Below are 26646 nucleotides of genomic sequence, written 5' to 3' on the forward strand. Positions count from 1 at the left end.
AATTGACTGAAATCGAGCGAACACGTGTCAGTCAACGAACGTGACGACCACACCGGGCTTGACCATGTCTGACAGTTCTTCAACATCCCAGTTTGTCAGGCGGACACATCCGTGCGAGCCAACCTTGTCAATCAGTTCCGGCTCGGGTGTGCCATGTATGCCGTAAGTTGGTTCCGTCAGGTCAATCCAGACTGTGCCGACAGGACCATTGGGCCCGCCGGGCAGTTGCAGGACTTTCTTGTTGTCGCCCTGCTGAAAGTTGATCTTCGGATTGTAGGTATACTTCGGCATACGTGAGACGCCTTTGACCTTATGCGTGCCCTTGGGCGACGGCGAATCCTCGCTTCCGATTGTGGCGGGGTAAACCGCCAGCAACGCGCCGTCCTCTGCAAATGCAAACGCTTCTCCAGACTGCCTGCGCACTTCGATCCGATTGACGGTGCCTGTCCTTGCTTCGCCGGGAGCGGCTACAGCAATTGTTTCGCCTGGCGCAAAGGACGCGGTGGGGTTGAGCGCTGTGATCAGCCCGATATCCATGTGAAAGCGCTCGGCCAGTTTTTCAGCAACGCTCGTATAGCCGAGATGCTCCATCTTAGCCTGCTCGGCATAATCCTTAGGGATTTCTTTCACGATATCCGCAGCATCGTCCGCGGTGATCTCGTAGGGCTGAACGACCGGCTCTTGGCTGGCCAAGTCTTTCAGCACCTCGGGGTCCAGCTTCCCATCCACCGACAAACCTTTCAAGGCCTCGAACCCAGAGACCGCTTTCGCCAGATTGCTGCCCACATAACCATCGATCACGCCCGGAGAGGCACCGGCCCGGTCCAAAAGAACCTGTAGACGCACAATAGCCGCGTCTGGCTCCGTTGGTTTTTCCGCCGGGGCTTCAAGCGATAGGGTGTCAATGGAGGCTCCATTAACCGCATCGGCGTTTATGGGGGCTGCCAATGCTGGTCCGCAGAGTGCAAGGGCGGTGGAGAAGGCAAGGTATCGAAGCGAATGTGTCATGCTCCTTAAAGCAATTTGCGACAAAGTTGTTCCGGACGGTGGCCGGTCAATCCGTGTTGACCGAAGTGACGTCCGTGGGATAGACGTCGCTCAACAAAAACACTAAATTTTGATTGGTTATATTGCGAAAGGGCACGGATCTTGCGTCTGCCTGATCATACCATTTCTCGGGGATCCCAAATGTCACAGTCCACCCTTTCTCAGCCGGAAGGCAACACCTTCTTTCCCATTGTTTTATCGATTGTCGCTGCGGCGGCAACCGGCGTGCTGTGGGCCTACGCCAATCCCATCCAACTTGTGCCTGGCGTTATTCAGTGGCGCATTTTTGCGTTTCTTCCGCCGTTGATCGGCATTCTGCTGGGATGGCGCAGCGGCTTTATCTGCGGCTATCTCGGCACCATCGTCTGGTCGCTGCTGGCTGGCACCTTCATTCCGGCCCATTCCCTGCTGATCGATGGCATTATGGTTGGCCTTACCGGCCTTGTTTCGGGCCTGCTGTTTGACCCGGCAAAGGTGGTGTTTAACCGCGCAACCCTGCTCAAAATTACAGCAACCTGCCTCGTCGCGGGCATCGTCATGGTTCTCGCCGTATCGGCCAGCTTGGCCTATCTCGGCATTTTCCCATTCTGGTGGGCCTTCGGCTATCTCGGCCTTTCCGATATCGTTCCCATGATCATCGGTACGCCGCTGCTGATCATTCCGGCATTAAAGATTTTGAAGAGCGCGCATCCGGCAGGTTTCAGCCGGTTCTAGGGTTATATCCAGTCGAAGCTGAAACGCGTTTACGTCTGGACGCCGCGTCAAAACAAAGGTTAGAGCATTTCCGGTCAACACTGGACATGCTCTGAAGTAGAGTTTGAAATTTTGCTGAGCATTCGAAATCTCGACATTGGCTTTGGAAGCGGCGACCTGGCCGTTTCCAAAGCCAGTCTTCATATCGCCGCCGGTCAGCGCCTGGCTGTGTGTGGCGCTGCTGGCAGCGGCAAAACCACGCTGTTGCATGCCGCCGCTGGCATCATTCCCCGGCTCGTTCGACCGCCCGTCATTTCCGGCGAAATCGAGCTGGACGGAAAGCCGATAACGACCATCGCGAAAGACGACCTCTTTACCGCCATCAGCCTTGTCTCGCAAAATGTCGAGGATCAGGTTTGGGATTTGAGCGTCGAGGATTTGATTGCCTTTCCACTGGAGAACCGGGCCGTCGCCAAGGCTGATATCCGCGCGCGAATTGAAAGCCTGTTGGTCGAGCTGGAACTCGAACCCCTGCGGGGACGCCGTGTGCTGACCCTGTCGGGTGGTGAGCGCCGCATGGTCGCTATTGCGGCGGCACTGGCCGCCTCTCCACGCTTGCTGGTGCTGGACGAGCCGACCACCGGGCTGGATCCGGCGGCACGGCAACGGCTTGTGCGTATCCTGCACAAACTGGGATCAGATCAACTCGCCATCCTGATTTCCGAGCAGGACCCAGCGGCAATCGCCGACGTTGTCGATGATATCGCGCTGCTGCAATCCGGTGCTTTGACGCCAGCTGTGCCAAAAGCTGCGCTGATGGACAAGCCGCAGCCATGGATCGAGGCGGGCATTCTGCCACCACACCGTGGCCGTCAACCCCGCAAGACCTATGCCGAGGGTGCAACGCTTCTATCGATTGCAGGCCTTAAAACCCAGCTTGCCCGACGGGACGGACGCCCCGTGCTGGAATCCATCGATCTGGAGATCAAGGCGGGTGAAACCGTCGGATTGATCGGGCGGAACGGCGCGGGTAAAACCACGCTGTTCCAGTCGGTTCTCGGCCTTGCCAAAGTGACAGCCGGGACGCTGTCGATTGAAGGACAGGATGCCTCGAAGTGGACGCCAGCGCGGCGCGCGCGGTCCGTGGCATATCTGCCGCAGAACATGCGACGCATTCTCTTCAACATGACCGTGCAGCAGGAGGTAACATTTGCCATAACCGCCTCCCCCGCCATCCCCAAAGATCCCGCCGTTGTCGATACCGCGCTGGCGGCTTTGGAAAAATACGGCCTGTCCAGCTTTCGCGAGGCCAATCCCTTCGCCCTATCCACCCGGCAGCAGGCATTGCTGGGTCTGGCTTGCGCGGATGCTGCCGGGTCTGCGGTCGCCATTCTCGATGAGCCGCTTCTGGCGCGCGATGGGCAGGGCCGCCGTATGCTGGATCTCTTTCTCGACAGCACACTCAGCGCAGGGCGGGCTGTCATGATCATCAGCCATGATCTGGAATTGATCGCAGATGCAGCATCGCGCGTTCTGGTGCTGGATCGCGGCGCCATCACCTTTGATGGTTCCGTGGACGATGTCTGGGACAGCGCCGGTTATGGCGCGCTCAACTGGCCAGCGCCGGCCTTCATGGGCGTGGGCCAAGGCGCTGGCCAAGGTGCAGGCCAAGGCGCAGGGAAGACCGACCATGCTGTTTTATAACGTTAATTTCTTTATCAAGCTCGCCGTTGCGTTCCTCATCATGCTCGCCGCGTGGCTGGCACCGGATTGGCGTTATGGCGTTCCGCTATCGGCCCTCATGCTGGTGTTTCTGGCGGTAACCAACGTTCCGGGGCTGAGGGGCTACCTGAAAGGCGCGGTTTTGCTGGTGACGCTCGTCATCGCAAGCTGGATGCTGAACCTGACACTGCAAGGCCACGCGGTCTTTGACTCCTTTCAAATCGCGCTGGGCATGGCCGCACGACTGGTCACGACGACCGCTGCCTTCTACTTCGTCATGGAAACCAGTTCACCGGGCTCGATACTGGCGGCTGCCAGCGCTGCCCGTATGCCGCCGGTTGTCACGCTCGTTCTGTCCCTCACCTTCGGCATTATCCCGATGTTGCGGGAGGATTTTGAGCGGATTGCCGATGCACAGCGCGCACGCGGCATGGAAATCGACAATGTACCGTTTCCCGTAAGGCTCAAATTCTCGCTGGCACGCGGCTTGCCACTGCTTGTGCAGGCCATCCGCATGGCCCATGCTATCTCCATTTCGCTGTCGATCTATGGCTTTGACATGAAACACAAGCGCACCACATGGCGCAATGTCGGGCTGATGGTCGAGCCCATGCTGCCAATCAAGGATCGTAACCCATGACGTCATCCGCAACAGACACCGCTTCCCCGCCCCAGTCCTGGCCCGTCGATGTGGCAGGCGTTACCATCAACCTGACGATTGTGCCGATCACGCCGGACTTCGCGATCTCGCTGATGATGGTGATCGATCTTGGCGTCAAATTCGGCGAGCATATTGGTGAAAAACTTGCGCAAAAGCTCGCGCCGCTCCAGCCGGACGTGATTGTCGGCGCGGCCACACTCGGCATTCCCGTCGCCATCGAAGTCAGCCGCGCGCTTGGGCTGGATGATTATGTCGTTTTGCAGAAGTCGCCCAAAATCCACCTGCACGATGCCCTCGTGCAGACGATTACGTCGATCACATCCAAGGGCGACCAGAATTTACTTCTGGACCGACGTGCGATTCCGCTGCTGCAAGGCAAGCGCGTTGTGGTGGTAGACGATGTCGTCGCGTCCGGCTCCAGCTTGAAAGGCTCAGTGGATCTGGTGCGCAAGGCAGGCGGCAACGTGGTTGGCATCGGTGTGATCCTGACAGAAGCGCGCGACTGGCAAAAGGCACTGGGAGATGACGCAAGCCTCATTCACAGCCTTGCGCATATTCCCCAGTTCACCAAGACATCGGACGACTGGGAACCCATCGCTGACACCTTTTTGTAGCGGTTTCACCAACCTCCGAGGGCACCTAGGCCTTTCTTACCCGAAATAGCGCCCTGCCTGAATGTCTTGCAGCAGGCTTGGTCCCCGGGGCGTCCACGCCATGGCTTCCCTTGTTTTGTTGGCACTCGCATTAACGTCCAACGCGGCAAAATGCGCAAAACCGGCAAAATGATCGCCTGCCGTCTCCGGCGCTATGGAAACAGTTGGCAAGCCCAGACCATCGCCGATGGCGCGGGCTATCTCTTCAAAGCGGATGCCGGGTTCGGCCACGGCGTGAAGCGCAGGCAGGCCTGAGCGTATTTCCAGGCAGGTCGCGAAAAGCTGCGCCGTATCCTGCCGGTGAACGGCTGGCCAGCGATTGTCCCCTTTGCCGATAAACGCCGACACGCCGCGCTCCCGCGCGATCCGCACCAGCGTTGCCACGAAATTGGGATCACCCGCACCGTGGACAGACGGGGCCAGACGCACGATGTCAATTCGAGCTCCGTCATCACGCAAAGCGCGCACGGTTTCCTCTGTCAGCGCACGGGGGTTAACCTCGGCGGCCATTGGCAGGAAAGTTTCATCAACCGTTTCGCCGCGGGGCAGAACGCCGATGGCGGAGGTGACCACAAACGGCCCGCCTTTGCCAAAACCACGCGTTAAGGCTTTGATAACCCGCTGGTCCTGCTCGCAGTTTGCCCGGAAGCGGGTAAAGTCGTGATCGAATCCCGTATGAATAATGGCGTCAGCTTCAGCGGCTGCGCGTTCCAGCACAGCCTCATCCCCCAGCGCGCCCGCAATGGTGCGCACGCCAATGGCGTGCAATGCAGCCTTGCTTTTGTCCGAATGGGCCAACGCAAGCACATCGTGACCGTTGGCTCGGACAGTGTCCACAATGGCTCGGCCCACAAAGCCGCTGGCACCCGTCATAAAAACCAGCATTCGTTCGTCCTCTCGATACGAGGTATTTTCAGTAATCTTGTTGCAGGGATGACCTGCGCTGACATGAAGCACATGGACGCAATGTCCATTTATCAATACGATCAGTACCGATAATATGTACCATCAGTACCTATTGGTCAAGAGTGAACGGAGAGATTATGTCACAGGTTGGAATCAGCCGTCGTTCTATTGGGGCCCGACCGAACCCGGAGGCCGCCGCCGCCATTCTGGATACCGCCGCGCGGATACTGGCAGAAAAAGGGCTGAAGGGGCTGACCACCGAGGCGATTGCCCGGGAGGCTAGGGCTAGCAAAAGCACGCTCTATCGTTGGTGGCCGAGCCGAGGGGCGCTGCTGTTGGCTGTCTACATGCGCATGAAGCAGGACCACGGTTATGCGGATACAGGATCGCTGATAGGGGATGTGGCGGTATCGCTCAGCAACTTGTTTGCCTTCTGGCGGGGAAACGGCAGCGTCTTCGCTCTGATTATTGCCGAAGCGCAAACGGACAAAACCCTTCTACCCGCTCTCGATTCCTTTCGCGAGGAGCGTGTTGGAGAGTGGAAAGAGGTGCTGGAACGCGCACAGGTCCGTGGGGAACTGCGCGCCGGTGCGGATTTGCGTGCGTTGGCCGAGTCAATTATCGCCCATGCATGGTTTCATTTGCTAACGGCTCGCCTTCATGTTGATATGAACCGGCTGGCATTCGATATCGTCCATCCTTATTTGAAATCACCGCATCGCATTGCTGGGGGACAGAATACGTGACGCGTAGCCGGAGCCAGATGTCCCCGTGGCAGTATCGAACGCGCATCGGGCTATCGCTGTTCTACGCGGCCGCGGGCCTTTTTCATCTGTTCCGCCCCGGCGTGTTTGTGACGATAACCCCGGACTGGGTGCCATTTGCCCGTGAGGTAATTCTGTTCACCGGGCTATGCGAACTGGCTGGGTGCGTCGGACTTTGGGATGCGCGGCTGTGCAAGGCGGCGGCCATAGGTTTGTCGCTCTACGCGGTCTGCGTTTATCCTGCCAATATCAAACACGCCATGATCTTCATGGGCACGCCCGGGCGCAGCCTCTGGCCTTGGCTTTATCATCTGCCACGGCTTGCCCTGCAACCGGTTCTGGTCTGGCTTCCGCTGTTTGCCGCAAATCTCACCACATGGCCGTTTAACAGAGGACCAACGCCATAAGCCTTCATAGGGCAGAGGCAAGCCACGTGACGACCTCGTCCTTAGCCAGCGGGGCGGCAAAATGGTAACCTTGCAAAGAGCCGCAACCGATACTTTGAAGGATGGCAACCTGTCGTTCCGACTCGACGCCCTCAGCAACGATATCAAGACCAAGCGCCTTGCCCAGTTTTACGATCATATCCACAATGGCCAAGGTTTGCGGGTTTTCGACGATATCATCGATAAAGGACTTGTCGATCTTGATGGCATCGATGGGATAGCGGTTGATGTAACTGAGGGAGGAATAGCCGGTTCCAAAATCATCCAGCGCCACGCGCACCCCGAGGCTGCGAACAGCGGCAATGGTTGCGGCGATATTGGGTGACGGATCCAGAAATATTCCCTCGGTGATTTCAATTTCCAGACACTCCGGATCGAAATCGAACTGTTCCAGAGTCGCCGACAGTTCATCGACGAAACCGGGGTCCATAAATTCGGTGGCAGAGGTGTTTACGCTCAGGCGCATGTCCGGCATGGAAAACTGCGTCTGCCAATAGCGCAATTGCTGGCAACCCTCTTGCAGAACGTAGCGACCGATTTGCCGGATCAGCCCAATTTCCTCCGCAACCGGCACAAATTGGCAGGGTATCATTTCTCCGCGTTCGGGGTGGTTCCAGCGCAGCAAGGCTTCCAGCCCACGCACGCGGCACGTCGCGCCATCAACGATCGGCTGATACGTCAGGTAGAACTCGTTATGCTTTACAGCGCTGCGCAGATCGGTCTGAAGCGTCAATCGCTCGACGGCCTTGGCCCGCATAGAGGCATCAAACACCGCATAATCACCAAAACCCGTCCGTTTCGCCTCGTACATGGCAATATCCGCATCGCGGATCAGGTCTTCCGGCAGATCGGTTCTGTCTGCGGAATAGGCAATTCCGATGCTGCATGAGGGAAAGATGCTCTGGCGTCCTAGCTGTACGGGCGATCGCATGGCCTCGATAATACGCTCCGCAATACGAACTGGCGTTGCAAGGTCGGACGCGTTTTCAATCAGAATGGCAAATTCATCGCCGCCAACACGCGCCAGCGTGTCTTCCGGCCGCACGCACCGTGTCAGACGAACGGCGATTTCCTGCAACAGCGCATCGCCCTCGATATGGCCCAGACTATCGTTGACGATCTTGAACCGGTTGAGATCCAGAAACAGCACCGAACAGGCACCGGCAAACGGCTGCGGCTGGAGTGCCGACGCGAGACGCTCCATAAAAAACGCCCGGTTACGCAGCCGTGTCAGGCTGTCATGAAATGCGGTGTACAGAAGTTCGGCTTCAACCTTCTTGCGCTCCAGAATTTCTGTCGCCAGCAACCCGTTCTCGTGTTCAGCGTCGCGCACCCGAATGCCCAGCGCTTCCGCCTGTTTGCGTTCGGTAATATCCCGTTGCACCGATACCCATTGGGTATACCACCCGCGGTCGTTGGCAACCGGAACGATGCTCAGTTCTACCCAGAATTCCGTGCCATCCTTGCGGTAGTTGATCAATTCGATTTCGATAGGTTTCCAACTGGACAGGGCTTTGCGGATTTTTGCTCTCGCAGCCGGGTCAGTCTTAGGACCCTGCAAGATTCGAGGCGTCTGGCCGAGCAGTTCTGCCGCCGCGTAGCCGGTGGCACGCGTGATTGCAGCGTTACAGTAGATAATGCGAGGGCCGGGAAGATCGATCGGTTCCGCTTCGGTGATGATAATGGAATCACGCGCGTGAACCGCCACGGATTCCAGCAAACGCAGTCGTTCGATATCCTCACGGCGACTGAGATCCTCAACGATTGATGTTTGTTCGCGCAGGCTGGTAAGTTCAAACACGGTGGCCAGATGGGCTGCGTGAGCCTGAAGCAGATAGGTCTGCGCAGGATTGGGCAGCGTGGTGATGCTGTCATAAAGCGCGATGAGATAGGTTTCTTCCGATCCACGAATCCGGGCTGCGGCCAGACAATGCGGCGCGAGGATACTGTTCACATTTAGCCGGACAATCTGAATATCCGGTGTATCATGGATGTGCAGCGCAAGCGCATCCAGAAGGTTGTTATCAATGCGAAACGAAATATAAGACGAAGGGTTGACGACGCTTGAAATCAGCTCAAAAACACCGTCGACCTTCCGACACACCATAGCCTTCGTGCATTCGGTTGCCTGCACAACATGTTTGATGACGCGATCAATACTGCGGTAATCGTACGGTCCTGCAGTCATCTTGGCCGCCGGGGTCGCAGCCAGTTCCTGGCCCGCGCTCAATAAATCCATCTGCATTCATTCAGCTCCGGGACTATTTTTGATCTTCAGGACGCCGACAATGGAACACCCAGGCGAGCATAAATAGGTAAACCCTTAAAAATTTCAGGGTTGCAACTGAAAAAAATGACACCGAAAGGTTAAGGAGCCATTCAATTTGATGAGCCCTGAAGCAAGACCATAGATTACGGCTGCCCGGTGTCATCAACGGAGCTGAATGGACGGGTCAATAGCGGATGGCTGCGTGCTGGCGCAGTTCGTCCACCGAGGGCTTGCGAAATCCGAAAAATTCCATATAGGCCGGAATCTGCTCAAACAACATATCGGTTCCCACCTGATACCGGCATCCCCTTGCAGCAGCGGCCAACAGAAGCGGGGTCATCTCGGTTTTCATAACCACCTCGCCGACGAAGGTTGCCGGGTCCAGGCGCTCCACGTCGACAGGCAGAGGATCACCCTCCCGCATTCCAAGCGGCGAAGCATTCACGACCAGATCGTAACCGGATGGATCACTTGTGCCGATGTTAACCTGCAATTGCGGATAGGCAACACACAGGCGTCTCGCCAGCCCCTCGGCACTTGGCGTATGCGGATCGAAAATGACCAGCCGCGCAACGCCTGCGGCTGCGAGCGAAGCGGCAATCGCGGACCCGACGCCGCCCGCCCCCACAACCAGCGCGGACCGGTTTGCAAGCAGCTGGCCTTTTGCTAGGACACCCGCCACAAACCCCTCGCCGTCAAACATATCCGCTTCCAGCGCACCGTCTGCACCGAGCCGCACAGCATTGGCGGAACCGGCAATTTGCGCCCGCACCGAAACCCGGTCGGCGAGGCCGAGCGTTGCGACCTTGTGCGGCATGGTGATCAATGCGCCACCGATATTTGACAGCTTAAACAGCAATGGCAGAAACCGGTTAAAGTCCTCCGGTTTGACGCCCATTGGCACGACAACAGCGTCAACAGCGTTGGCCGCAAACCAGGGATTGTAGATCATTGGCGCTTTGAATGTTGTGGTCGGGTAGCCGAGATGCGCAATCAGGCGCGTTGTGCCGCAGATCATGAGAGATGCCTATGTTGAAGAATGAGCGGGCAGCGATGGTGTGGTGCCCGCGTAGTGGATACTCCCGTCAGCAAGCGTGACGGGTAGACGCCTCAGAGCGCTATTTGATCTGCATGAATCAGATCGGCGCTCTAACTTTTGTTTTTGAGCATAATCTTGTCGATCCTCGTTTCACTCCGGTTGGATTATACTCTAGCGGTGCGCGATTGCGTCGTGGCGCAACCGTTCATAGTCGGTCACCGGCACCGGCACCGCATCCGGGTTGCCCAGATCCTCCGGCCTGATCCTGTAAGTTTCGCGCGCAGACCAGGCGGCGGTTGCCGCGATGACCGTTATGCCGAAAGCGATGGACCCCACGACAAGCGGAATATTGGCCGAGCCGGGCGGTGCCACGGTCGCAAACAGCGCCGGAAGCATGGCCGTGATGGTCGTGCCGATATTCTGTGAAATTGCCATCGAGGATACGCGTGTGCGGGTGGGAAACAGTTCCGGGTAGAAGCTTGGGAAGGTGGCGTTGTACCCCTGATAGATCAGCCCCCACATGAGAAGCGACATGACAATGGCCAGAGGCACCGACTGGATCGAGATCGCATACAGGTAGCCGAAGGCGAGCAAGCCCGAGCCAAGTGCGCCGATAATTATGGGCGGACGACGCCCGACCCTGTCCGAAAGCTTTCCGACGAACGGGATGATGACGCAGGCGAGAATATTGCCGAACACCGGAATCCAGAGATAGACATCCTTGTGAAAACCAATGCCATAGGCGGCCTGCACGGCATAGGCGGCCCCGAAGACGGTCGCAACAACGGGAATAGTGTTCATCAACGACATGCACATCACCCGGATCATATCGGGCCACGTCGTTTTGATGGCTTCCACGACCGGCGAACGCAGCACGGTCTGCTTTTCCTCCTGCTTGCGGAACGCGGGCGTCTCATCAACTTCGCGTCGGATGACCCAGCCGGCGATGATGACCACGAAGCTCAGCAGAAATGGAATGCGCCATCCCCAGCTGTTAAAGGACTCTTCCGGCATGAAATGCGCCAGTGGCAGAAAGATTGCCGCCGCCATGATCTGCCCTGCCTGCACACCTTGAAGGGTAAAGCTGGCGTGAAAACCGCGCCGCCCCATGGGCGCATGTTCCATGACCATGGAGCTTGCGCCCGAAATTTCGCCCGCCACCGCAAAGCCCTGCACCAGCCGCAGGATGACGAGCAGGATCGGCGCGAGAATGCCCACCTGCTGATAGGTCGGCAACAGGCCGACGAGCAAGGTGGAGATGCCCATAAGAAACATACACAGAATCAAAACGTTTTTGCGCCCATGAGTATCGCCCCAGTGGCCCAGCGCCACCGCCCCGATAGGGCGCGCGACATACCCAACCCCGTAGGTGGCCAGCGACGCGATGATCGCCACGCGGGGATTATCCGACGGGAAGAAGATCTGCGGAAAAACCAGAGATGCAGCCGTCGCGTAAATGAAAAAATCGTAATATTCCAGTGCAGAGCCGATCCAGGCACTGGCTGCTGCCTTGCTGGACTGGTTTTTGCCCTTTTTGGGACCGGTTAATGTCGTCATGAATGTCTCCCGAACAAACGCGAACTCCCCTCGCGCAATTACACCACGCTTGAGCGATCGGAAGAATAACGTCAAATACTGATATATGCAGCCCGTTACCAACATGTTATTCTTTAGAATGCTAATGTTACACGGAGGGACGTGGTGAAAGAGCTGACATTGCGGCAGGTCGAAGTCATTCGTTCGGTGATGATGGCGGGCACGATTCAGGGCGCTGCCAAACTGCTGAATGTTTCGGCACCCGGCATTTCCCGTCTGGTCAAACACACGGAGGAGTCGCTGGGTATCCGCCTGTTTGAACGTCGCGCGGGCTTGTTTGTGCCCTCGGCGGAGGCTTCGGCGATCTTTGAAATCGTCCATCAGGTCTACCGTCAGATGGAGAACCTGAACAGCGCCGTCGCGTCCCTGCACAAGGGCGAGAATGTGCGCCTGTCGTTTGCGTCCGCGCCATCCATTGCCCAGTTCATCGCCGCAAGGGCGGTCAAGCGCGTCCGGTCTCGCTTTCCCGACCTGTTCATCGATTTGAACATTCTGAAAATCGAGGAGGCTGCCGACTATCTGCTGCTGGAGCGCGGGGAATTCGTACTGATGAGCACGGCTATCGACAACCCGGCCGTTGAAAACGTGGCACTTGCCCATGGCCGTCTGGTTGCCATTGTGCCGGAGGGCCACAGACTGGCAGGGAAGGATCAGATTTCTGTCCATGATCTGGTGCAGGAGCCATTTGTCGGCATCGATCCCGCAGATCCCTACGGCAAGGTCTTGGCGGAACCGTTTCGTGCAGCGGGTCTCGACCTGCGGTACACGGTGCGCGGACGTTTCGCCCAAACGGTCGTCAGCCTTGTTCGACATGGCCTTGGCGTCGCGGTCATCGATGAGTTTTCCGTAGCAGAGGTCTATATGCCTGGACTGGTACGCAGGGCCCTTGTTGAAAACGTTGGGATCACGGCATGGGTCGTGACCAAGAAGGACAGGGTGCTTTCCAGCTTCGCGGAATTTGCTATCACCACCCTGAAACAGGAACTGGCAAAGGCCGTTGCGCGCACACAATGGGACTAGGTGGGGTTATCGTGTCAGTGATGCGGGACCGGAAGGCAAGTCTAAGTGTCGGCGATGCGCATTAAAGAGCGGCACAACTTTAAACTCCTCTGAACCCCGATCAAACGTGTTGACACAATCCCCTCAATTGATAGTGTTGTCAGACATCCTACAAAACAATAATGTGGAGGGAACTATGAAACTGTTTGGTCGTATTTTTACCGGCATTGCCATGCTTGCCGTTGCCTACCCCGCCGTAGCGGGCGAAACTCTGGATCGCGTCATGGGCAACAAGGCGATGGTTGTGGCAACCAATAGCAGCTGGCCCCCGCAGAGCTATCTGGATGACAACAACGAAATGGTCGGGTTTGATATCGACGTATCGCGTGAAATCGCCAAGCGCCTTGGTGTGGAGGTCAGCTTCCAGACACCGGACTGGGCCACGCTGACCGGCGGCCGCTGGCAGGGCCGGTATGATCTGGGTGTCGGCTCGGTTACGCCCACCAAGGCTCGCGCTCAGGTGATTGATTTCGCCGGCATCTATTACTACAGCCCCTATGTCTACGTGGTTCACAAAGACAGCACGGCCAAAACAGTTGCAGACCTGAAAGGCAAGACCATTGGCGTGGAAACGGCCACCACCTCGGAAGACTTCATTCGCCGTCAACTCGAAATCGACGCGCCCGGCCTGCCTCCGATAGACTATAAGCTGGAGCCCGGCGAGGTCAGGACGTTCGCCGACTCCATGCTGCCGTTCGATGATCTGCGCCTTGGCGATGGCGTGCGCCTTGATGCAGTCATTGCGCCGGAACAGACGGCCAAGAATGCAATCAAAAACGGCTATCCTTTGCGCATCCTCGATGATGGTTATGCCTTCCGCGAACCACTCGTCGTCATCGATGAAAAGGGCGATCCGGAGTGGACCGCGAAGGTGGGCGGCATAATCGCCGATATGAAGAAGGACGGTAGCCTCGCTTCGTTGACCACCAAGTGGTACGGCACGGATTACAGCGCCGACTGACGTCCACGACACGCGAAAAGAGCGTGGCGCGAGATCGCAAGAACACGCCACGCGGCTCTTCCTTCGTCGGAGATCCTTCATGACATATCCTGATACTTATTATCGTCGCACAATGACGAGCGAGGCCGAACGCCCGGCGCTGAGCGGCGCGGTGGAATGCGACACGGTCATCGTGGGTGGTGGCCTTGCGGGGTTGACAACTGCACTGCAACTGGCAAGGGCAGGCGTTTCCGTCGCTGTGCTGGAGGCCGAACGGATTGGCTTCGGCGCATCCGGTCGCAATGGCGGCTTCGTCAGCCCGGGCTTTGCAACAGGCGGTGACGCAATTGCCAAAGCGGCAGGCCCGGATGCGGCGCGAAAGATCCATCACCTGTCCATTGAGGGTTGCGATTTCGTCCGGGACACCATTCGGGACTTGCAAATAACCGAGGCCCAGCCGCAATCGGGGATTATGAGCGTGTTGCGCCATGACGGTGGCGAAAGCCTGAAACAACACGCGGAACAGGTCGGTCGCGACTATGGTTACGAGCTTGAGTATCTCGACACGGACGCCGTGCGGCAGAGTTTAAAATCCAGCCGCTATTTTCAGGCCTTGCGGGACCCCAAAGCCTTCCACATGCATCCTTTGAACTATCTGCGTGCGCTTGGCGCAGAAATCGAACGGCTTGGCGGCGTCATATTCGAAAAATCTGCCGTCACGCGTTGCAGTCTCGATGGCCCTCGAAAGCGGGCCGACACTGTGAGCGGTCATATCAATAGCCGTCGTATCGTCTTTACGACGGGAGGGTATACAGGGCCGCTCGTCGGCAAGCTCAACCGGTCCTATCTGCCGATTGCTACCTATGTCATGCTGACCGAAGAAGCACCAGAACTGATTGCCGAGGCCATTACCACCCGGGATGCCATCGGGGACAACCGCCGCGCCGGAGACTATTACCGGCTGGTAGAAGACGGGCGACGGATTTTGTGGGGCGGGCGTATTACCACGCGGGCCGCCTCGCCCGCCGTCCTTGCGCGGGAACTGCGCCGCGAGATGGTGGGCACCTATCCGCAACTCAGGGACCTCAAGACGGAGCTCGCCTGGTCCGGGCTGATGTCCTATGCCCGGCATATGATGCCACAGATCGGTGAGATGCAGCCGGGGGTCTGGTATTGCACCGCCTTTGGCGGCCATGGCCTGAACACCACGGCCATCGGGGGCAAACTCGTTGCCGAAGCGCTGCTCGGTCAATCCGACCGTTACACTCTTTTGAAGCCTTTCGGTCTGGTTTGGGCCGGGGGACTTGCGGGGCTGGCTGCCGCGCAACTGACCTATTGGAAACTGCAGGCGCAGGACTGGTGGCGTGAACGCGGTGCCTGATGTGACGGGGGGACGTCTATGCTTGGAAAACTGATACTCAACTATCCTGAAGCCGCGCGCCGCATGGGCCTGCTGCTGATTGCCGCCCTCATTGTCACGGGCCTCTATGCGCTCGGTATCAGTTCCGCATGGATCGGCAAGATTTTCCCAGCGGCGGTCGACTGGTTGAAAGAAAACAAGCAATTCGGGCGACTGGTGTCTGCTGTCATCATCACCTTCATACTGGCGGTCAACTGGGCTCTGTTGCAGTTGCTCTCGCGCCGTCAACAGATCGCGGCAATCTGGATCGAGTTGTTCGCGCTGCTGATGCTGTTCTTCTATTCCTTCGATTTGTCTATTTCGTTCATTGCCCGCAAGATTGGTTTTATGATTTCGCAGGGTGTGGTCACAACCCTGTTCATTTCGTCCATATCGATTGCCATTGCCACGCTGATTGCGCTGGCAGGAGCCATTGCCAAACTGTCCAAGAATGGCGTGGTCTACGGCATAGCGACCTTCTACACCTCGTTGTTTCGGGGCCTGCCGTTGCTTATGCAGATCTATATCATCTATCTCGGCCTGCCGCAGGTGGGGTACGTCATCAGCGCGATTCCGGCCGGCATTCTGGCGCTGTCGCTCTGCTATGGTGCCTACATGACCGAGATTTTCCGCGCGGGCATTGAGAGTATCCATCGTGGCCAGACGGAGGGCGCAACGGCGCTTGGTCTCGGCCCCAACCAAACCATGTTTCTTGTGATACTCCCACAGGCGATGCGGGTGATCGTACCGCCCACCGGCAACCAGTTCATCGCCATGCTGAAGGATTCCTCGCTGGTTTCGGTCGTTGGGGTATGGGAAATCATGTATCTTGCCCGCACACAGGGACAGACCGAGTTCCGCCATATCGAAATGTTGATCACCGCCTCCATGATCTACTGGGTGTTGTCGATCGGACTGGAATTCATTCAATCGCGTATCGAAGCGCATTTCGGTCGCTTCAATGCCCGCTGAACCATGCTGACGGTATCGGTGCGCCGCTGTTTGGCGTCCCTATCGCAATCCACACACGGGCCGGTGCCGCCGACATCGTTGCATCCGGTCTGCTGAACCTCAAATAAACGGAGAGCCTATGCCCGCACCTGTTGAGACAGATAGTGAAATCTCCCTGGTCGGCGTCCACAAATGGTATGGCGTGTACCATGCGCTTGACGACATCAACCTAGAGATCGGCCGGAAAGAACGGATTGTCATCTGCGGTCCCTCCGGGTCCGGTAAATCGACGTTGATCCGCTGCATCAACAGGCTCGAAACGCATCAGGAAGGGCGCATTATCGTCGGGGGCGTTGAACTGACGGACGATGAAAAGAACATTGATGTGGTGCGCCGGGAGGTCGGCATGGTGTTCCAGCATTTCAATCTGTTTCCCCACCTGACGATTCTGGAAAACTGTATTCTGGCGCCGGTATGGGTGCGCAAAATGCCTAAGGCCAAGGCGACTGAGATCGCCATGCACTTTCTGGAACGGGTCCGCATTCCCGAACAGGCGGGTAAATATCCCGGACAGCTTTCAGGCGGTCAGCAACAGCGTGTCGCCATTGCCCGGGCTCTGTGCATGAACCCGAAGGTGATGCTGTTTGATGAGCCGACCTCGGCTCTGGACCCGGAAATGGTAAAGGAAGTGCTCGATACCATGGTCTCACTGGCGCAGGAGGGCATGACGATGATTTGCGTGACGCATGAGATGGGCTTTGCCCGTCAGGTGGCCGACCGCGTCATCTTCATGGATCAGGGCAAACTGATCGAGCAGGCGTCACCAAAGGAGTTTTTCGATAACCCGCAGAATGAACGCAGCCGGCTATTCCTCAGCCAAATACTGCACTGATACGCGCGCGCGCCGCGCCTCTGGTTATAATGGGTGGGGTTGCTGCGGAAAACCACCCGCGTGGCCGCAGGTCCGGGCGGCGCAATCGCGGCCCGATATTAAACAGGCTTCCAGCCCCTCGCCTGCCAGAAATGCATGAAGAAACCCGGCGATGAAACTGTCGCCCGCGCCGGTCGTATCGACAACGTCGACCGGGCTGATGCCGGTTTCGGCATAGGCACGCCCATTGGTCGCCGCCGAACCACCGCTACCACGGGTCACCACCCCCACACCGACACCTGAGGTCAGAAACTCCGCCAGCATCAAGGTCGCACGCACGAGGTCCTCCCCTGCCGAACCAAAGGCAATGGTCAAGGTATCGACACCCAAATGGGCAGCGTCATTGTTGACCGAAATATCCTGCGACACGCTGGGTTTTTCGGTTGCCAGCCTGCGGCGCACCGCACCTTCGTCCCGAATCCAGCCGATGTGAACATGATCCATGCCCGCAAGCACGGAGAAATCGGCTTCGGACGGACAGTAACGCTGGCAGACGCCAAATTCTTCGAAGGTAAAGACGCGGTCTCCGTCTGGCGTCAGATCGATATTGGTATAGGCCGTTTCACCCGGCAAGATCTGCACATGGTCAACCGTCACGCCGTTCATGCGGAGAATATCCAGCGTCCGCCGGCCATCGGCATCGTTACCAACGGCACCGAAATAGGCAACATCGTGACCCAGCAGTGCCAGCTGGATGGCAACGTTGACCGCATTGCCGCCGATCAGCGACTGACCAAGCGGCGGTTGAAAGCGATCAACGCAGTTATCGCCGACAACGGCAAATCGGTAACGGGACATGAAACCTCGGATGACGTGCTGCGAAACGGGCACTGGCGATCAGCCTAGCACCCGCTCTTTGCCAAATCCAAAATAAATTGGCTCAATACGCAACGCGCTTGTAATAGCGGCGGGTTGTCAGGGGGTGGTTGCGCATGACTTCGAGATGCGCGCTGATGCGTTCCAGCACGGCGGACAACAGAAGCGGCGAAATCAGTCCGCGAACCTCCGGCGAAATGCCCGGTAGATCAAAGCTGGCCGTATCGAGCACAGTCAAACGATCGGTGTAGGTACGGGCAAAGGTTTCCACACGGTCTGCCAAGGGGCGGCAGTCGTCTTCTCCCTTGAACAGGATTACGCTGACGTCCTTTTCGACCAGTTCCAGCGTGCCGTGGAAGAAATCAGATGCATGCACAGGGCGCGTGCGAATCCACTGCATTTCCTCCAGTATGCACATGCCGTAGTAGAACGCTTCCGGCCAGACATTTCCGGCACCGGTGACAATGTGATAATTCGACCCTGCCAGAATACGGGCGAAGTCCTCGGCCTTGTTTTCATAGGCGCGCTTCATGTCGACGAGGCGCGTTGGCAACGTGTGCAACTCACCGACAACCTGATCGTAATTGGCAATCTCGCCCCGGTGCTTCATCAGCGAAAGAGCGATCAGCAGCGATTGCAGGTAGAACGACTCGCACGACGTATCATCCTCGGCAAAGTTTACAAAGACATGGTCTCCCCCTTGCCCGAGCGGGGTTTCCTGATGGCCAACGAGGGTTAAAACCGTTGCGCCCGCTTCCTTTACCTTTGCCACCAGCGCGACGCTTTCCATGGTTGTTCCCGACAGCGACGGCATGACAACAATGGATTTGCGCGACAGGTTCACCGAACCGGTGATCAATAGTTCAGCGGTCAAATCCAGAAACACCGGAAATTTCGACTTGCGTTGCAGCAGTTGATAGGCTGGCTGCATCAAAATGGCCGCACCGCCAGTTCCAAGGAAAAACAGGTTGTCCGCACCGGCATCAAGGCAGGCTTTGATCACCGCGTCAAACCGCTTTGCCATGCCAACGGCACCCGACTGGATGCGTATATATCGGTCCTCGTCAAAATTCAGCATGGCGGTTGCATTCAACATTCTGGGAATCCTTATTGGCAAAATAAATGTTGTAAGACAACTGACATCTCTGCATCAGGCTGTCAAGCGGGATGCGTTTTGCTCACAGATTGACGACGCTGCTCCAAGGAAGACGCGTTGCATGCGACCTCCCGGGGCTTGCTTGACCTTTGCATATTTGTCAGACAATAAGGACAGCGCTGAAACATATGAGGATTGCCTTGGACGAGCCCCTTCGTGATACGCGCACACTGGTTATCCAGCTACGCGATCGTATTGCCGACCTGATACGCGATGAAGGTTTGCAACCGGGCGATAAACTTCCGACGGAAGCACAGCTGACGGCCCGTTTTAAGATTTCCCGTGCAGCCTTGCGCGAAGCGCTGAAACTTCTGGAGCAAGACGATATTATCTACGTGGAGCACGGGCGTGGCCGGTTTATTTCAGCCATGTCCGCGGTGCACGTCGACAGGCCGATAACCGTATTTGAAAGCGTCACCGATATGGTGGTGCAGTACGGGTATGAGCCTCAAAACCGGGTGTTGTCGATCTCCGAAGAAACGCCGGACGCCACGATTGCCAAGCAATTGCGCCTCGGTGACGGTGAACGCGTTATTCGCGTCGAGCGTCTGCGGCTGGAGAACAACACACCGATTCTTTACTGTCTCGATTATGTGCCGCGCAGCATCATTCCATCCCGCCTCTACGATATCGACTGGAGTGGATCGCTGCTGTCGCTTCTCGAAAAATACAAGCAGCGCCCGCGCATGTCTGCCGCATCTGTGACCGCTGTCATGCTGCCCGCAGATGTGGTGGACCGCAACGATCTCAGCGACTTCGGCCCCGCGCTACTCATCACTGAAACCTGCTTCAACACCACAGGTGTTCCCGTGATCTACGCCGTGGATTACCACAGAGGCAGCCATTTTTCCTTCAGTTTCGCACGCAAGTAGGTGCACATCCCGTCGTGCCCTGCTCGGCAATAATAGTCTACTCATTAGATAGATTATAGTATCCGGTCCCTTATCGAAGGGACTGTGCTGGCTACACTCCCGTCAACGAATTCTTCGCTGACAAAGGGATAGCTTTTGACCCGCCGCCTTATTTATAACGGATTTCTTCACCTCACGCCCAATCATCATAGCCACGGCTACTGGCGCACGCCTGAAGGCCAGGTCCAGTACGGCTATTCCAAGCTCCAGCCCTATGTGGATGTGGTCAAAACGCTGGAGCGCGGCCGCTTCGATACGCTGTTTCTGGCGGATGTGTCCGGCGTTTATGACTTTGAACACTCCATCCGCGCCGGATCGCAATTTCCCTCGGCCGACCCGATCACGATCATTTCGGCGCTGGGCCTTGCCACCGAGCATCTGGGGCTTGCGGTCACCAGCAACATCATTCAGAGCCACCCATTTGCCTTTGCGCGGCAATTGTCCTCACTCGATCATTATACCAACGGACGGGTTGGCTGGAATATCGTTACCAGCTACCTCACCAACGGTTTCCAGAATTTCGGCTATGACGATATCGTGCCGCATGACGAGCGCTACACCTGGGCGCAGGAATATCTCGACGTTACCTACAAGCTTTGGGAGCACTCCTGGGAAGAGGGCGCCGTTCTGCACGATCCCGAAACCAACCGCTTTTTTGATCGCGACCGAATTCACCGGATTGACCATGTCGGTGAGCGCTACAAGGTCGCCGGACCCCACATCGTGGAACCCTCCCCGCAACGCACGCCGGTGCTGTTTCAGGCGGGCAATTCAACAGCGGGGCGGGAGTTTGCCGTTCGCAATGCGGAGGTTACGTTTCTGCCATCCGCCACGCCGGAAGCAGCGGCCCGCGATATCGCTATTCTCAACGATCTGGCCCGCCAGCACGGTCGCGATCCCAATTCGCTGAAAAAGATCGTGACGCTGTCCACCGTTATCGGATCGACGGAGGAAGAGGCCAAGCGCAAGCAGTCCTACCTCTGGGACAATACGGATTTCAACGCACTTCAGGCCTTCCTCAGCGGCGGCAGCGGCATTGATTATTTCAGCATTTCCCCGGACACGACCATCGGCGAGCTGAAACAGAAATATGAGACGAGCGAGCATGTCCGAAGCGGGTTTCGGCGCATTCTCGATGCCAATCCCGATCTGGATCTCGACTCGACCTGGGGCGAGCACCTCATCAAAACGGCGCTGTTGCCCGGTCGCTTCGCCGGCACACCGGAGCAGATTGCCGATGAAGTGCAGCGCTTTGCCGATGCGGGCGTCGATGGCTTCAACGTCGTTCCTATTACCACGCTCGGCTGGTGGGACGAGTGGGTGGATAACGTCGTTCCCGTGCTTCAGGCCCGGGGACTGGCGCAGACCGAGTATGCGCCGGGCACGCTGCGCCAGAAGCTTTTCGGCACCGGCGACCGGCTTCCCGACACGCACCATGCGCGCACCATCGGCCTGTAACCGGCCAATTGGCTTTCAATCCTTGAATAAAGAACGAGCAACACAATGACGAACCACATCTTTCGCCGAACAACCGCTTCTCTCGCCACGGCAACCATGCTGTGTGTTTGCGGTTTTGCGGCCACAACAGCCAGCGCGGCTGATGAACAACGCATTGAGGGCGGCACCATAACCTATGTGCACGAGCAGGAGCCGCCATGCCTGTGGGGCGGCTGGGTGCAGCAGGCCTACCTGTCCCGGCAGGTCTTCGACTATCTGGTCAGCTACGACAAGGGTGCGATCCGGCCATGGCTTGCCACCGAATGGAGCGAATCCCAGGATCGAAAGACGATCACGTTCCACCTGCGCAAGGATGTAACCTTTACCGATGGCGACCGGTTTGATGCTGATGCGGTGGTGGCAAACTATCCCGCGTGGGAAGGCGGCATCGGTTGGCACGGCTTCACCTATATGAAGGGGTTCACCAAGGTCGATGATTATACGGTCAAGCTGCATTTGTCGGAGCCGAACCCGGAAATCTACAACATTCTGGCCAACGGCCATTACGGCTTTCAATCGCCCAAATCCATTGCCAGCAATAGCAAGGAACAGAAGTGCCTGACGCCGGTTGGAACCGGTCCATGGAAGGTTGAAAAATGGGCGCGTGGCTCCGGCATCAGCTTCGTGCGCAACGACAGCTATAACTGGGCACCTCCGAATGCCGCGCACAACGGCCCCTCCTATGCCGAGCGGCTGGAATGGCGGTTCGTGCCCGATGCCACCACCCGCTGGGGAGCACTGACCAGCGGCGAAGCCAATGTGGCCTACCAACCGCCATCAGTGCAGTGGAAGGCCGCGCAGCAGGAGTTCCAGACGCTGTCCTTCGTCGCCACCGGCCGCCCGCAGGGCCTGTCGTTCAACGTGGCCAAGGGGCCGTTTACCGACCAGAGGCTGCGGCAGGCCTTTGTTTACGCAACGGACCGCAAGCGCATCGTGGATGCCGTGTTCAAAGGCGCCGTACCCTTCGAGGGCAACGGTGCGCTGAGCAAGACCACGCCGCTCTACCACAATGTGGACGGCGACTATCCCTATGATGTGACCAAGGCCAATGCGCTGCTGGATGAGGCAGGCTGGACCGGGCGTGACGCGGACAACTACCGCACCAAGGATGGCAAGACGCTGGAAGCCCGCCTGCCCTTCAATCAGGCCATTATCGATTCCGAAGGCGCAATTGCCCTCCAGGTCATTCAGGATCAGGTCAAGGCCGTTGGCATCAAGGTGAAGCTCATTCCGCTGACCCAGACGGAAGGTTTTGCCGGTGCCTATTCCAAGCCCGATGACAAGGAAATCAGCTTCGGCTACTGGGTTTGGCCATCGCCCAACATTCTCGATATCGTCTATAACGACACGCTGAACGGTCATCCCAACGGCAACAACACGAGCTTCTTCAGCAATGCCGAGGTGGAAGACCAGATACTGGACGCCCAGCGCGAGCCGGACCCGAAAGCGCGCACTGAAAAATTTGCGAAGCTACAGCAGTGGTTCGATGATCAGGCTGTGGCAATCGGGGTCTACAATTTCACCTATAACGTCGCCGTTGCGAATAATCTGAAGGGCCTCTGGCAGGATCAGGGCAACGGCCTCCTGAACTTCAACGACGCCTATTTCGTGAAGGAGTAAGGCTCATGTCCGTCTTGTCCACCATTGACGAGCCAGCGGTGATCACCAGCGCGGTTTCCACCCCGCGCCCTGCCTTTACGCTGCTGCGTACAATCCTGTACCGCTTTGCCTCCGCGCTGTTTGTTCTGTGGGGTACGGTGACGATTACCTTTCTGGTGCTGACGACGCTGCCGGGGGACCGGGCCACGATCCTGCTCAACATCACCTCCGGGCAGGCGATTGAACGCACGCCGGAGGAACTGGCACCCATCAATGCGCTGTATGGTTTTGACCGGCCCGTGCTGGAGCAATACGTGCATTACGTTCTGGGACTGCTGCGTGGAGACCTTGGCCTGTCCTATGAGCTGCAACGGCCAGTGCTCAGCATTATCGCGGAGCAGATCGCGCCCACCTTTACGCTGGCCGTATCGGCGCTGGTGCTGGCCTGGGCCTTTACCGTTCCGTGGACGCTGCTGACGGCGGGGCGCGGAAGACGCATCGGGTCTGTTGGTTCGGCAACCGAAACCATCATGGCGGGCTTGCCGCAATACTGGGTCGGCATTCTCCTTCTCATCGTGTTTGCGGTACAGTTCCGCTGGTTCCCGGTGATTGGCGGAACGGGCTTTGCGGGCACGGTGCTGCCCACCATTACCCTTGCCATTCCGCTGGCTGGCTTCCTCGGCCAGTCGATCCGCAGCGAGTTTGACAGGACCATGCATGAGCCCTTCGTCCTGTCCGCCCGCGCGCGCGGCATGAGCCGCGCCGGTGTGCGGGCGCGCCATGTGCTGCGCCACGCGCTGATCCCCGGCATTACGCTCAGCGGCTGGGCCATCGGTCATCTGCTATCGGGAACGGTGCTGGTGGAAACTGTTTTTGCCCGCCCCGGCCTTGGCTCCGTGCTGGTCAATGCCGTCAGCAACAAGGATTTCGCCCTTGTTTCAGGCATCCTGATCCTCAACAGCTTTCTTTACGTCGTGATCAATCTCATCGTCGATATGATTTACCTTACCGTTGATCCGAGATTGCGGAGCGCGACATGACCGTAACCGTCACCAACCCTGCCAATTCGATAGATCACCGCAAAAGCCGCTGGCGACACTGGGTGCTGCATGTGCCCGTTGCCGTCTGGCTGTCCGTGTTCATCGCACTGTTCTTCATCATCGCGGCTGCCGCGCCCGCCGCGCTGGCAACGCATTCACCATTCGATACGGATTTGCTCAGCGCGCTGACGCCACCGACCTCTGACCACTGGCTTGGCACGGACGATATCGGGCGGGATCTGTACAGCCGCATTGTATGGGGCACGCGGGAATCGCTCCTGATTGGTCTGGGAGCCATGGCCGTGGCGCTGAGCGGCGCACTGGTGCTTGGATTTTCCGCAGCGCTGGGGCCGAAATGGATTGCCGAACCCATCAACCGCATCCTCGAAATCCTGTTGGCATTCCCAACGCTGTTGCTGGCACTGCTGTTCGTGGCGCTGCTGGGGCCATCGGCTAGCAGCCTGCTCATTTCCGTGGGCATTGGCACAGCACCCGGCTATGCGCGGCTGATCCGGGCGCAGGCGCTGAAGGTCAAAGGGTCCGGCTACGTGGAAGCCGCATGGGCGCTGGGCCATACCCGCACATCCGTTTTTCTGCAGCATATCGCCCCCAATGCGTTCCGCCCGCTGGTGGCGCTCGTGGCGCTGGGCATTGGTCAGTCCGTGGTTTGGGCGTCCGGCCTGTCGTTTCTCGGGCTGGGGGTCGCGCCGCCATCGCCGGAATGGGGAGCGCTGCTGGAATCTGGCAAGGCAAACATCACCGTGGCGTGGTGGCTGGAAATATTTCCTGGCATCGCCATCGTGCTGGTCGCGCTCTCATTCACGCAAATCGGGCAATATATTCAGGACCGGCTGGAAGGACAGACACAATGACATCCCGCAAAATTCTGGAGGTGCGCGGTCTGAACGTGTGGTTTGCCGGGGAACACGGTACCCGCAAACAGGTCGTCAAGGACGTCAACTTTGAGCTTTACGCCGGTCAGTGTGTAGCCCTTGTTGGCGAATCCGGCTCCGGCAAAAGTGTGACCGCACGCTCATTGGTCGGGCTAACGGGTGAAGGCTCGACCGTGGACGCGCAGACGCTGGAACTGGAGGGCCAAAGCCTGCTGGGCCGCAGCGACGCATGGTGGCGCAGCCTGCGGGGCTCAAAAATCGGCTTTATCCTGCAGGATGCGTTGGTCTCGCTGGACCCGCTTCGCCCGGTCGGCAAGGAAATTGGCGAGGCCCTGTCCCTCCACGGCTGGGGTGACCGCGCCACCCGCCAGCAAAAAGTGCTGGACGCGCTGGCCGACGTCGGCGTGCCGGAACCGGCACTGCGTGCGCAGCAGCGCCCCGGCGAGCTTTCCGGCGGCCTGCGCCAACGGGCGCTGATTGCCTCCGCTATTGCCTTGCACCCGGATATCGTGATTGCCGATGAGCCGACAACTGCGCTGGATGTCACCGTTCAGGCGCAGGTGCTGGAGGTGTTGCGGCAGATGTTGCGGCGGGGCACCAGCGTCATACTCATCAGTCACGACCTTGCCGTGGTGGCCAAACTTGCTGATGTTATTCTGGTCATGCAGGGCGGCACGATTGTGGAGGCTGGCACCAGCGACGACGTGCTCTCTCGCCCGAAGCATCCCTATACACAGCAGCTGATCGATGCCATTCCGAGCGAGCACACCAAAGGTACGCGCCTGACGCGCAGTGGCAGCCACGCCACGCCCACGCTGTTTGCCCCTTCCGCTCCACAAGGCAAGGAGGACACGCACCCGGTTCTGGAAGCGCGTCATATCGTCAAAAGCTTTCGCGGACCCGGCGGAACGCGCCGCACGGTGGTCAAGGATGTTTCCTTCACCCTGAAACGCGGCGAAACGCTCGGTATCGTCGGTGAATCCGGCTCCGGCAAAAGCACGGTCGCGCGCATCGCACTATCGCTGGAAACACCGGATAGTGGTGACGTCCGGTTCCGTGGGCAGCCGTGGAGCGATGCCACACCTGCCGCTAAAAGGGCTATACGGCGCCGAATTTCGGTGGTCTATCAGGACCCGCTGTCATCCTTCGATCCACGTTGGCGGGTGTCGCGCATTCTGACGGACGCAATCGCTCTGGGCGATCCCGGACGCGATGTGGACGCCCGTGCGGTCGAATTGCTGGAGGCCGTTGGGTTGAATGCGTCACATCTCCATCAATGGCCCTTGCGCATGTCCGGCGGGCAGCGCCAGCGCGTAGCCATCGCCCGTGCCATTGCCACCAACCCAGAAGTGATCGTGCTGGATGAAGCGGTGTCGGCGCTCGACGTGTCGATTCAGGCGCAGATTCTGGATCTGCTGTCCGATCTTCAGACGCGGCTTGGTGTCAGCTACCTCTTCATCTCGCATGACCTCGGCGTCATTCACCATATGAGCGACCGGGTGCTCGTCATGCAGAACGGCATTGCCGTTGAGCAGGGCACGGCAGACGAGGTTTTCTACAACCCCCGCCACTCCTACACGCAGGAACTGCTGGGCTCCCTGCCCCGCCTTGAATATGCGCGGCTTCGCCAAGCCGTTTCCGCTGAGTAAGCGTCTCAC

General features: G+C 58.1%; 24 protein-coding genes. 17 read left to right on the forward strand and 7 right to left on the reverse strand.

The features are described 5' to 3' along the window. Positions 1-27: 27 nt before the first annotated feature. Positions 28-1008: a L,D-transpeptidase family protein gene (locus IFT84_RS16155; protein WP_192121203.1), complete on the reverse strand. Its 981-nt coding sequence runs from the start codon at positions 1006-1008 to the stop codon at positions 28-30. 180 nt (positions 1009-1188) lie between these two features. On the opposite strand from IFT84_RS16155, the gene IFT84_RS16160 reads away from it, so the two are divergent. The 4 genes from IFT84_RS16160 (at position 1189) to IFT84_RS16175 (ending at position 4737) form a co-directional block, all read left to right on the forward strand. Continuing rightward, complete coding sequence (locus IFT84_RS16160; RefSeq protein ID WP_192121205.1) at positions 1189-1761, forward strand: aminotriazole resistance protein; 573 nt, start codon at positions 1189-1191, stop codon at positions 1759-1761. Between the two features lie 111 nt (positions 1762-1872). Next, positions 1873-3444, forward strand: a complete 1572-nt coding sequence (locus IFT84_RS16165; RefSeq protein ID WP_192121206.1) for an ABC transporter ATP-binding protein — start codon at positions 1873-1875, stop codon at positions 3442-3444. Next, complete coding sequence (locus IFT84_RS16170; protein WP_192121208.1) at positions 3431-4102, forward strand: energy-coupling factor transporter transmembrane component T family protein; 672 nt, start codon at positions 3431-3433, stop codon at positions 4100-4102. The genes IFT84_RS16165 and IFT84_RS16170 overlap by 14 nt, the downstream gene beginning before the upstream one ends. Beyond that, positions 4099-4737 (forward strand): phosphoribosyltransferase family protein, encoded by a 639-nt coding sequence (locus IFT84_RS16175; protein ID WP_192121210.1) that lies wholly within the window; start codon positions 4099-4101, stop codon positions 4735-4737. Before IFT84_RS16170 ends, IFT84_RS16175 begins: the two co-directional genes overlap by 4 nt. 36 nt (positions 4738-4773) lie before the next feature. Here the strand turns inward: IFT84_RS16175 and IFT84_RS16180 are convergent, their stop codons facing one another. Further along, positions 4774-5661: an SDR family oxidoreductase gene (locus IFT84_RS16180; protein ID WP_192121212.1), complete on the reverse strand. Its 888-nt coding sequence runs from the start codon at positions 5659-5661 to the stop codon at positions 4774-4776. Between the two features lie 158 nt (positions 5662-5819). Between IFT84_RS16180 and IFT84_RS16185 the strand changes: the two genes are divergently transcribed. Together IFT84_RS16185 and IFT84_RS16190 are read left to right on the forward strand one after the other, a co-directional pair. After that, a complete protein-coding gene (locus tag IFT84_RS16185; RefSeq protein ID WP_192121214.1) occupies positions 5820-6428 on the forward strand; it encodes a TetR/AcrR family transcriptional regulator in 609 nt (202 codons plus the stop codon). Next, positions 6425-6853, forward strand: coding sequence for a DoxX family protein (locus IFT84_RS16190; protein ID WP_342212885.1), 429 nt, complete (start codon positions 6425-6427; stop codon positions 6851-6853). The genes IFT84_RS16185 and IFT84_RS16190 overlap by 4 nt, the downstream gene beginning before the upstream one ends. Before the next feature lie 4 nt (positions 6854-6857). Here IFT84_RS16190 and IFT84_RS16195 read toward each other — a convergent pair whose 3' ends face one another. The 3 genes from IFT84_RS16195 to IFT84_RS16205 all read right to left on the reverse strand — a co-directional run bounded on the left by IFT84_RS16195 (position 6858) and on the right by IFT84_RS16205 (position 11757). Further along, on the reverse strand, positions 6858-9137 hold the full coding sequence (locus tag IFT84_RS16195) for a putative bifunctional diguanylate cyclase/phosphodiesterase (RefSeq protein ID WP_197975579.1): 2280 nt from the start codon (positions 9135-9137) through the stop codon (positions 6858-6860). Positions 9138-9345: 208 nt separating this feature from the next. Then, positions 9346-10179, reverse strand: a complete 834-nt coding sequence (locus IFT84_RS16200) for a shikimate dehydrogenase family protein (RefSeq protein ID WP_192121216.1) — start codon at positions 10177-10179, stop codon at positions 9346-9348. A gap of 192 nt (positions 10180-10371) precedes the next feature. Beyond that, complete coding sequence (locus tag IFT84_RS16205; protein ID WP_192121218.1) at positions 10372-11757, reverse strand: MFS transporter; 1386 nt, start codon at positions 11755-11757, stop codon at positions 10372-10374. 144 nt (positions 11758-11901) lie between these two features. On the opposite strand from IFT84_RS16205, the gene IFT84_RS16210 reads away from it, so the two are divergent. From IFT84_RS16210 to IFT84_RS16230, 5 genes are all read left to right on the forward strand, one after another. Beyond that, entirely contained in the window at positions 11902-12816 is a 915-nt protein-coding gene (locus IFT84_RS16210) for a LysR substrate-binding domain-containing protein (protein ID WP_192121220.1), read from the forward strand. Positions 12817-12991: 175 nt separating this feature from the next. Next, positions 12992-13816, forward strand: coding sequence for a transporter substrate-binding domain-containing protein (locus tag IFT84_RS16215; RefSeq protein ID WP_192121222.1), 825 nt, complete (start codon positions 12992-12994; stop codon positions 13814-13816). Between the two features lie 79 nt (positions 13817-13895). Further along, positions 13896-15176 (forward strand): NAD(P)/FAD-dependent oxidoreductase, encoded by a 1281-nt coding sequence (locus tag IFT84_RS16220; protein ID WP_192121224.1) that lies wholly within the window; start codon positions 13896-13898, stop codon positions 15174-15176. Between the two features lie 18 nt (positions 15177-15194). Further along, a complete protein-coding gene (locus tag IFT84_RS16225) occupies positions 15195-16166 on the forward strand; it encodes an amino acid ABC transporter permease (protein ID WP_192121226.1) in 972 nt (323 codons plus the stop codon). 118 nt (positions 16167-16284) lie between these two features. Next, complete coding sequence (locus IFT84_RS16230) at positions 16285-17037, forward strand: amino acid ABC transporter ATP-binding protein (protein WP_192121228.1); 753 nt, start codon at positions 16285-16287, stop codon at positions 17035-17037. Between the two features lie 24 nt (positions 17038-17061). On the opposite strand, the gene IFT84_RS16235 is transcribed toward IFT84_RS16230, so the two are convergent. Then, the gene (locus IFT84_RS16235; RefSeq protein ID WP_192121230.1) at positions 17062-17874 is read right to left on the reverse strand and encodes a PfkB family carbohydrate kinase; all 813 of its coding nucleotides are present in this window, start codon (positions 17872-17874) and stop codon (positions 17062-17064) included. Between the two features lie 82 nt (positions 17875-17956). Beyond that, positions 17957-18970, reverse strand: coding sequence for an SIS domain-containing protein (locus IFT84_RS16240; protein WP_192121476.1), 1014 nt, complete (start codon positions 18968-18970; stop codon positions 17957-17959). A gap of 218 nt (positions 18971-19188) precedes the next feature. Between IFT84_RS16240 and IFT84_RS16245 the strand changes: the two genes are divergently transcribed. The 6 genes from IFT84_RS16245 (at position 19189) to IFT84_RS16270 (ending at position 26637) form a co-directional block, all read left to right on the forward strand. After that, a complete protein-coding gene (locus IFT84_RS16245; RefSeq protein WP_192121232.1) occupies positions 19189-19920 on the forward strand; it encodes a GntR family transcriptional regulator in 732 nt (243 codons plus the stop codon). A gap of 135 nt (positions 19921-20055) precedes the next feature. Further along, positions 20056-21417, forward strand: a complete 1362-nt coding sequence (locus IFT84_RS16250; protein WP_192121234.1) for an NtaA/DmoA family FMN-dependent monooxygenase — start codon at positions 20056-20058, stop codon at positions 21415-21417. Between the two features lie 45 nt (positions 21418-21462). Beyond that, on the forward strand, positions 21463-23076 hold the full coding sequence (locus IFT84_RS16255) for an ABC transporter substrate-binding protein (RefSeq protein ID WP_197975580.1): 1614 nt from the start codon (positions 21463-21465) through the stop codon (positions 23074-23076). A 5-nt stretch (positions 23077-23081) separates the two neighbouring features. Next, on the forward strand, positions 23082-24095 hold the full coding sequence (locus IFT84_RS16260; RefSeq protein ID WP_192121236.1) for an ABC transporter permease: 1014 nt from the start codon (positions 23082-23084) through the stop codon (positions 24093-24095). Continuing rightward, positions 24092-24967, forward strand: a complete 876-nt coding sequence (locus tag IFT84_RS16265) for an ABC transporter permease (protein WP_192121238.1) — start codon at positions 24092-24094, stop codon at positions 24965-24967. Before IFT84_RS16260 ends, IFT84_RS16265 begins: the two co-directional genes overlap by 4 nt. After that, positions 24964-26637: a dipeptide ABC transporter ATP-binding protein gene (locus IFT84_RS16270; protein ID WP_192121240.1), complete on the forward strand. Its 1674-nt coding sequence runs from the start codon at positions 24964-24966 to the stop codon at positions 26635-26637. The genes IFT84_RS16265 and IFT84_RS16270 overlap by 4 nt, the downstream gene beginning before the upstream one ends. The last annotated feature ends 9 nt before the right edge of the window (positions 26638-26646 follow it).

The organism is Rhizobium sp. CFBP 8762 (assembly GCF_014841565.1).
GTDB lineage: Bacteria > Pseudomonadota > Alphaproteobacteria > Rhizobiales > Rhizobiaceae > CFBP-8762.

Coding starts and splice junctions, on each gene's coding strand:
- IFT84_RS16195 (WP_197975579.1), bottom strand. CDS start 9,137: ATGCAGATGGATTTATTGAGCGCGGGCCAGGAACTGGCTGCGACCCCG.
- IFT84_RS16175 (WP_192121210.1), top strand. CDS start 4,099: ATGACGTCATCCGCAACAGACACCGCTTCCCCGCCCCAGTCCTGGCCC.
- IFT84_RS16200 (WP_192121216.1), bottom strand. CDS start 10,179: ATGATCTGCGGCACAACGCGCCTGATTGCGCATCTCGGCTACCCGACC.
- IFT84_RS16260 (WP_192121236.1), top strand. CDS start 23,082: ATGTCCGTCTTGTCCACCATTGACGAGCCAGCGGTGATCACCAGCGCG.
- IFT84_RS16155 (WP_192121203.1), bottom strand. CDS start 1,008: ATGACACATTCGCTTCGATACCTTGCCTTCTCCACCGCCCTTGCACTC.
- IFT84_RS16180 (WP_192121212.1), bottom strand. CDS start 5,661: ATGCTGGTTTTTATGACGGGTGCCAGCGGCTTTGTGGGCCGAGCCATT.
- IFT84_RS16255 (WP_197975580.1), top strand. CDS start 21,463: ATGACGAACCACATCTTTCGCCGAACAACCGCTTCTCTCGCCACGGCA.
- IFT84_RS16160 (WP_192121205.1), top strand. CDS start 1,189: ATGTCACAGTCCACCCTTTCTCAGCCGGAAGGCAACACCTTCTTTCCC.
- IFT84_RS16220 (WP_192121224.1), top strand. CDS start 13,896: ATGACATATCCTGATACTTATTATCGTCGCACAATGACGAGCGAGGCC.
- IFT84_RS16205 (WP_192121218.1), bottom strand. CDS start 11,757: ATGACGACATTAACCGGTCCCAAAAAGGGCAAAAACCAGTCCAGCAAG.
- IFT84_RS16235 (WP_192121230.1), bottom strand. CDS start 17,874: ATGTCCCGTTACCGATTTGCCGTTGTCGGCGATAACTGCGTTGATCGC.
- IFT84_RS16270 (WP_192121240.1), top strand. CDS start 24,964: ATGACATCCCGCAAAATTCTGGAGGTGCGCGGTCTGAACGTGTGGTTT.
- IFT84_RS16185 (WP_192121214.1), top strand. CDS start 5,820: ATGTCACAGGTTGGAATCAGCCGTCGTTCTATTGGGGCCCGACCGAAC.
- IFT84_RS16230 (WP_192121228.1), top strand. CDS start 16,285: ATGCCCGCACCTGTTGAGACAGATAGTGAAATCTCCCTGGTCGGCGTC.
- IFT84_RS16240 (WP_192121476.1), bottom strand. CDS start 18,970: ATGCTGAATTTTGACGAGGACCGATATATACGCATCCAGTCGGGTGCC.
- IFT84_RS16215 (WP_192121222.1), top strand. CDS start 12,992: ATGAAACTGTTTGGTCGTATTTTTACCGGCATTGCCATGCTTGCCGTT.
- IFT84_RS16265 (WP_192121238.1), top strand. CDS start 24,092: ATGACCGTAACCGTCACCAACCCTGCCAATTCGATAGATCACCGCAAA.
- IFT84_RS16170 (WP_192121208.1), top strand. CDS start 3,431: ATGCTGTTTTATAACGTTAATTTCTTTATCAAGCTCGCCGTTGCGTTC.
- IFT84_RS16225 (WP_192121226.1), top strand. CDS start 15,195: ATGCTTGGAAAACTGATACTCAACTATCCTGAAGCCGCGCGCCGCATG.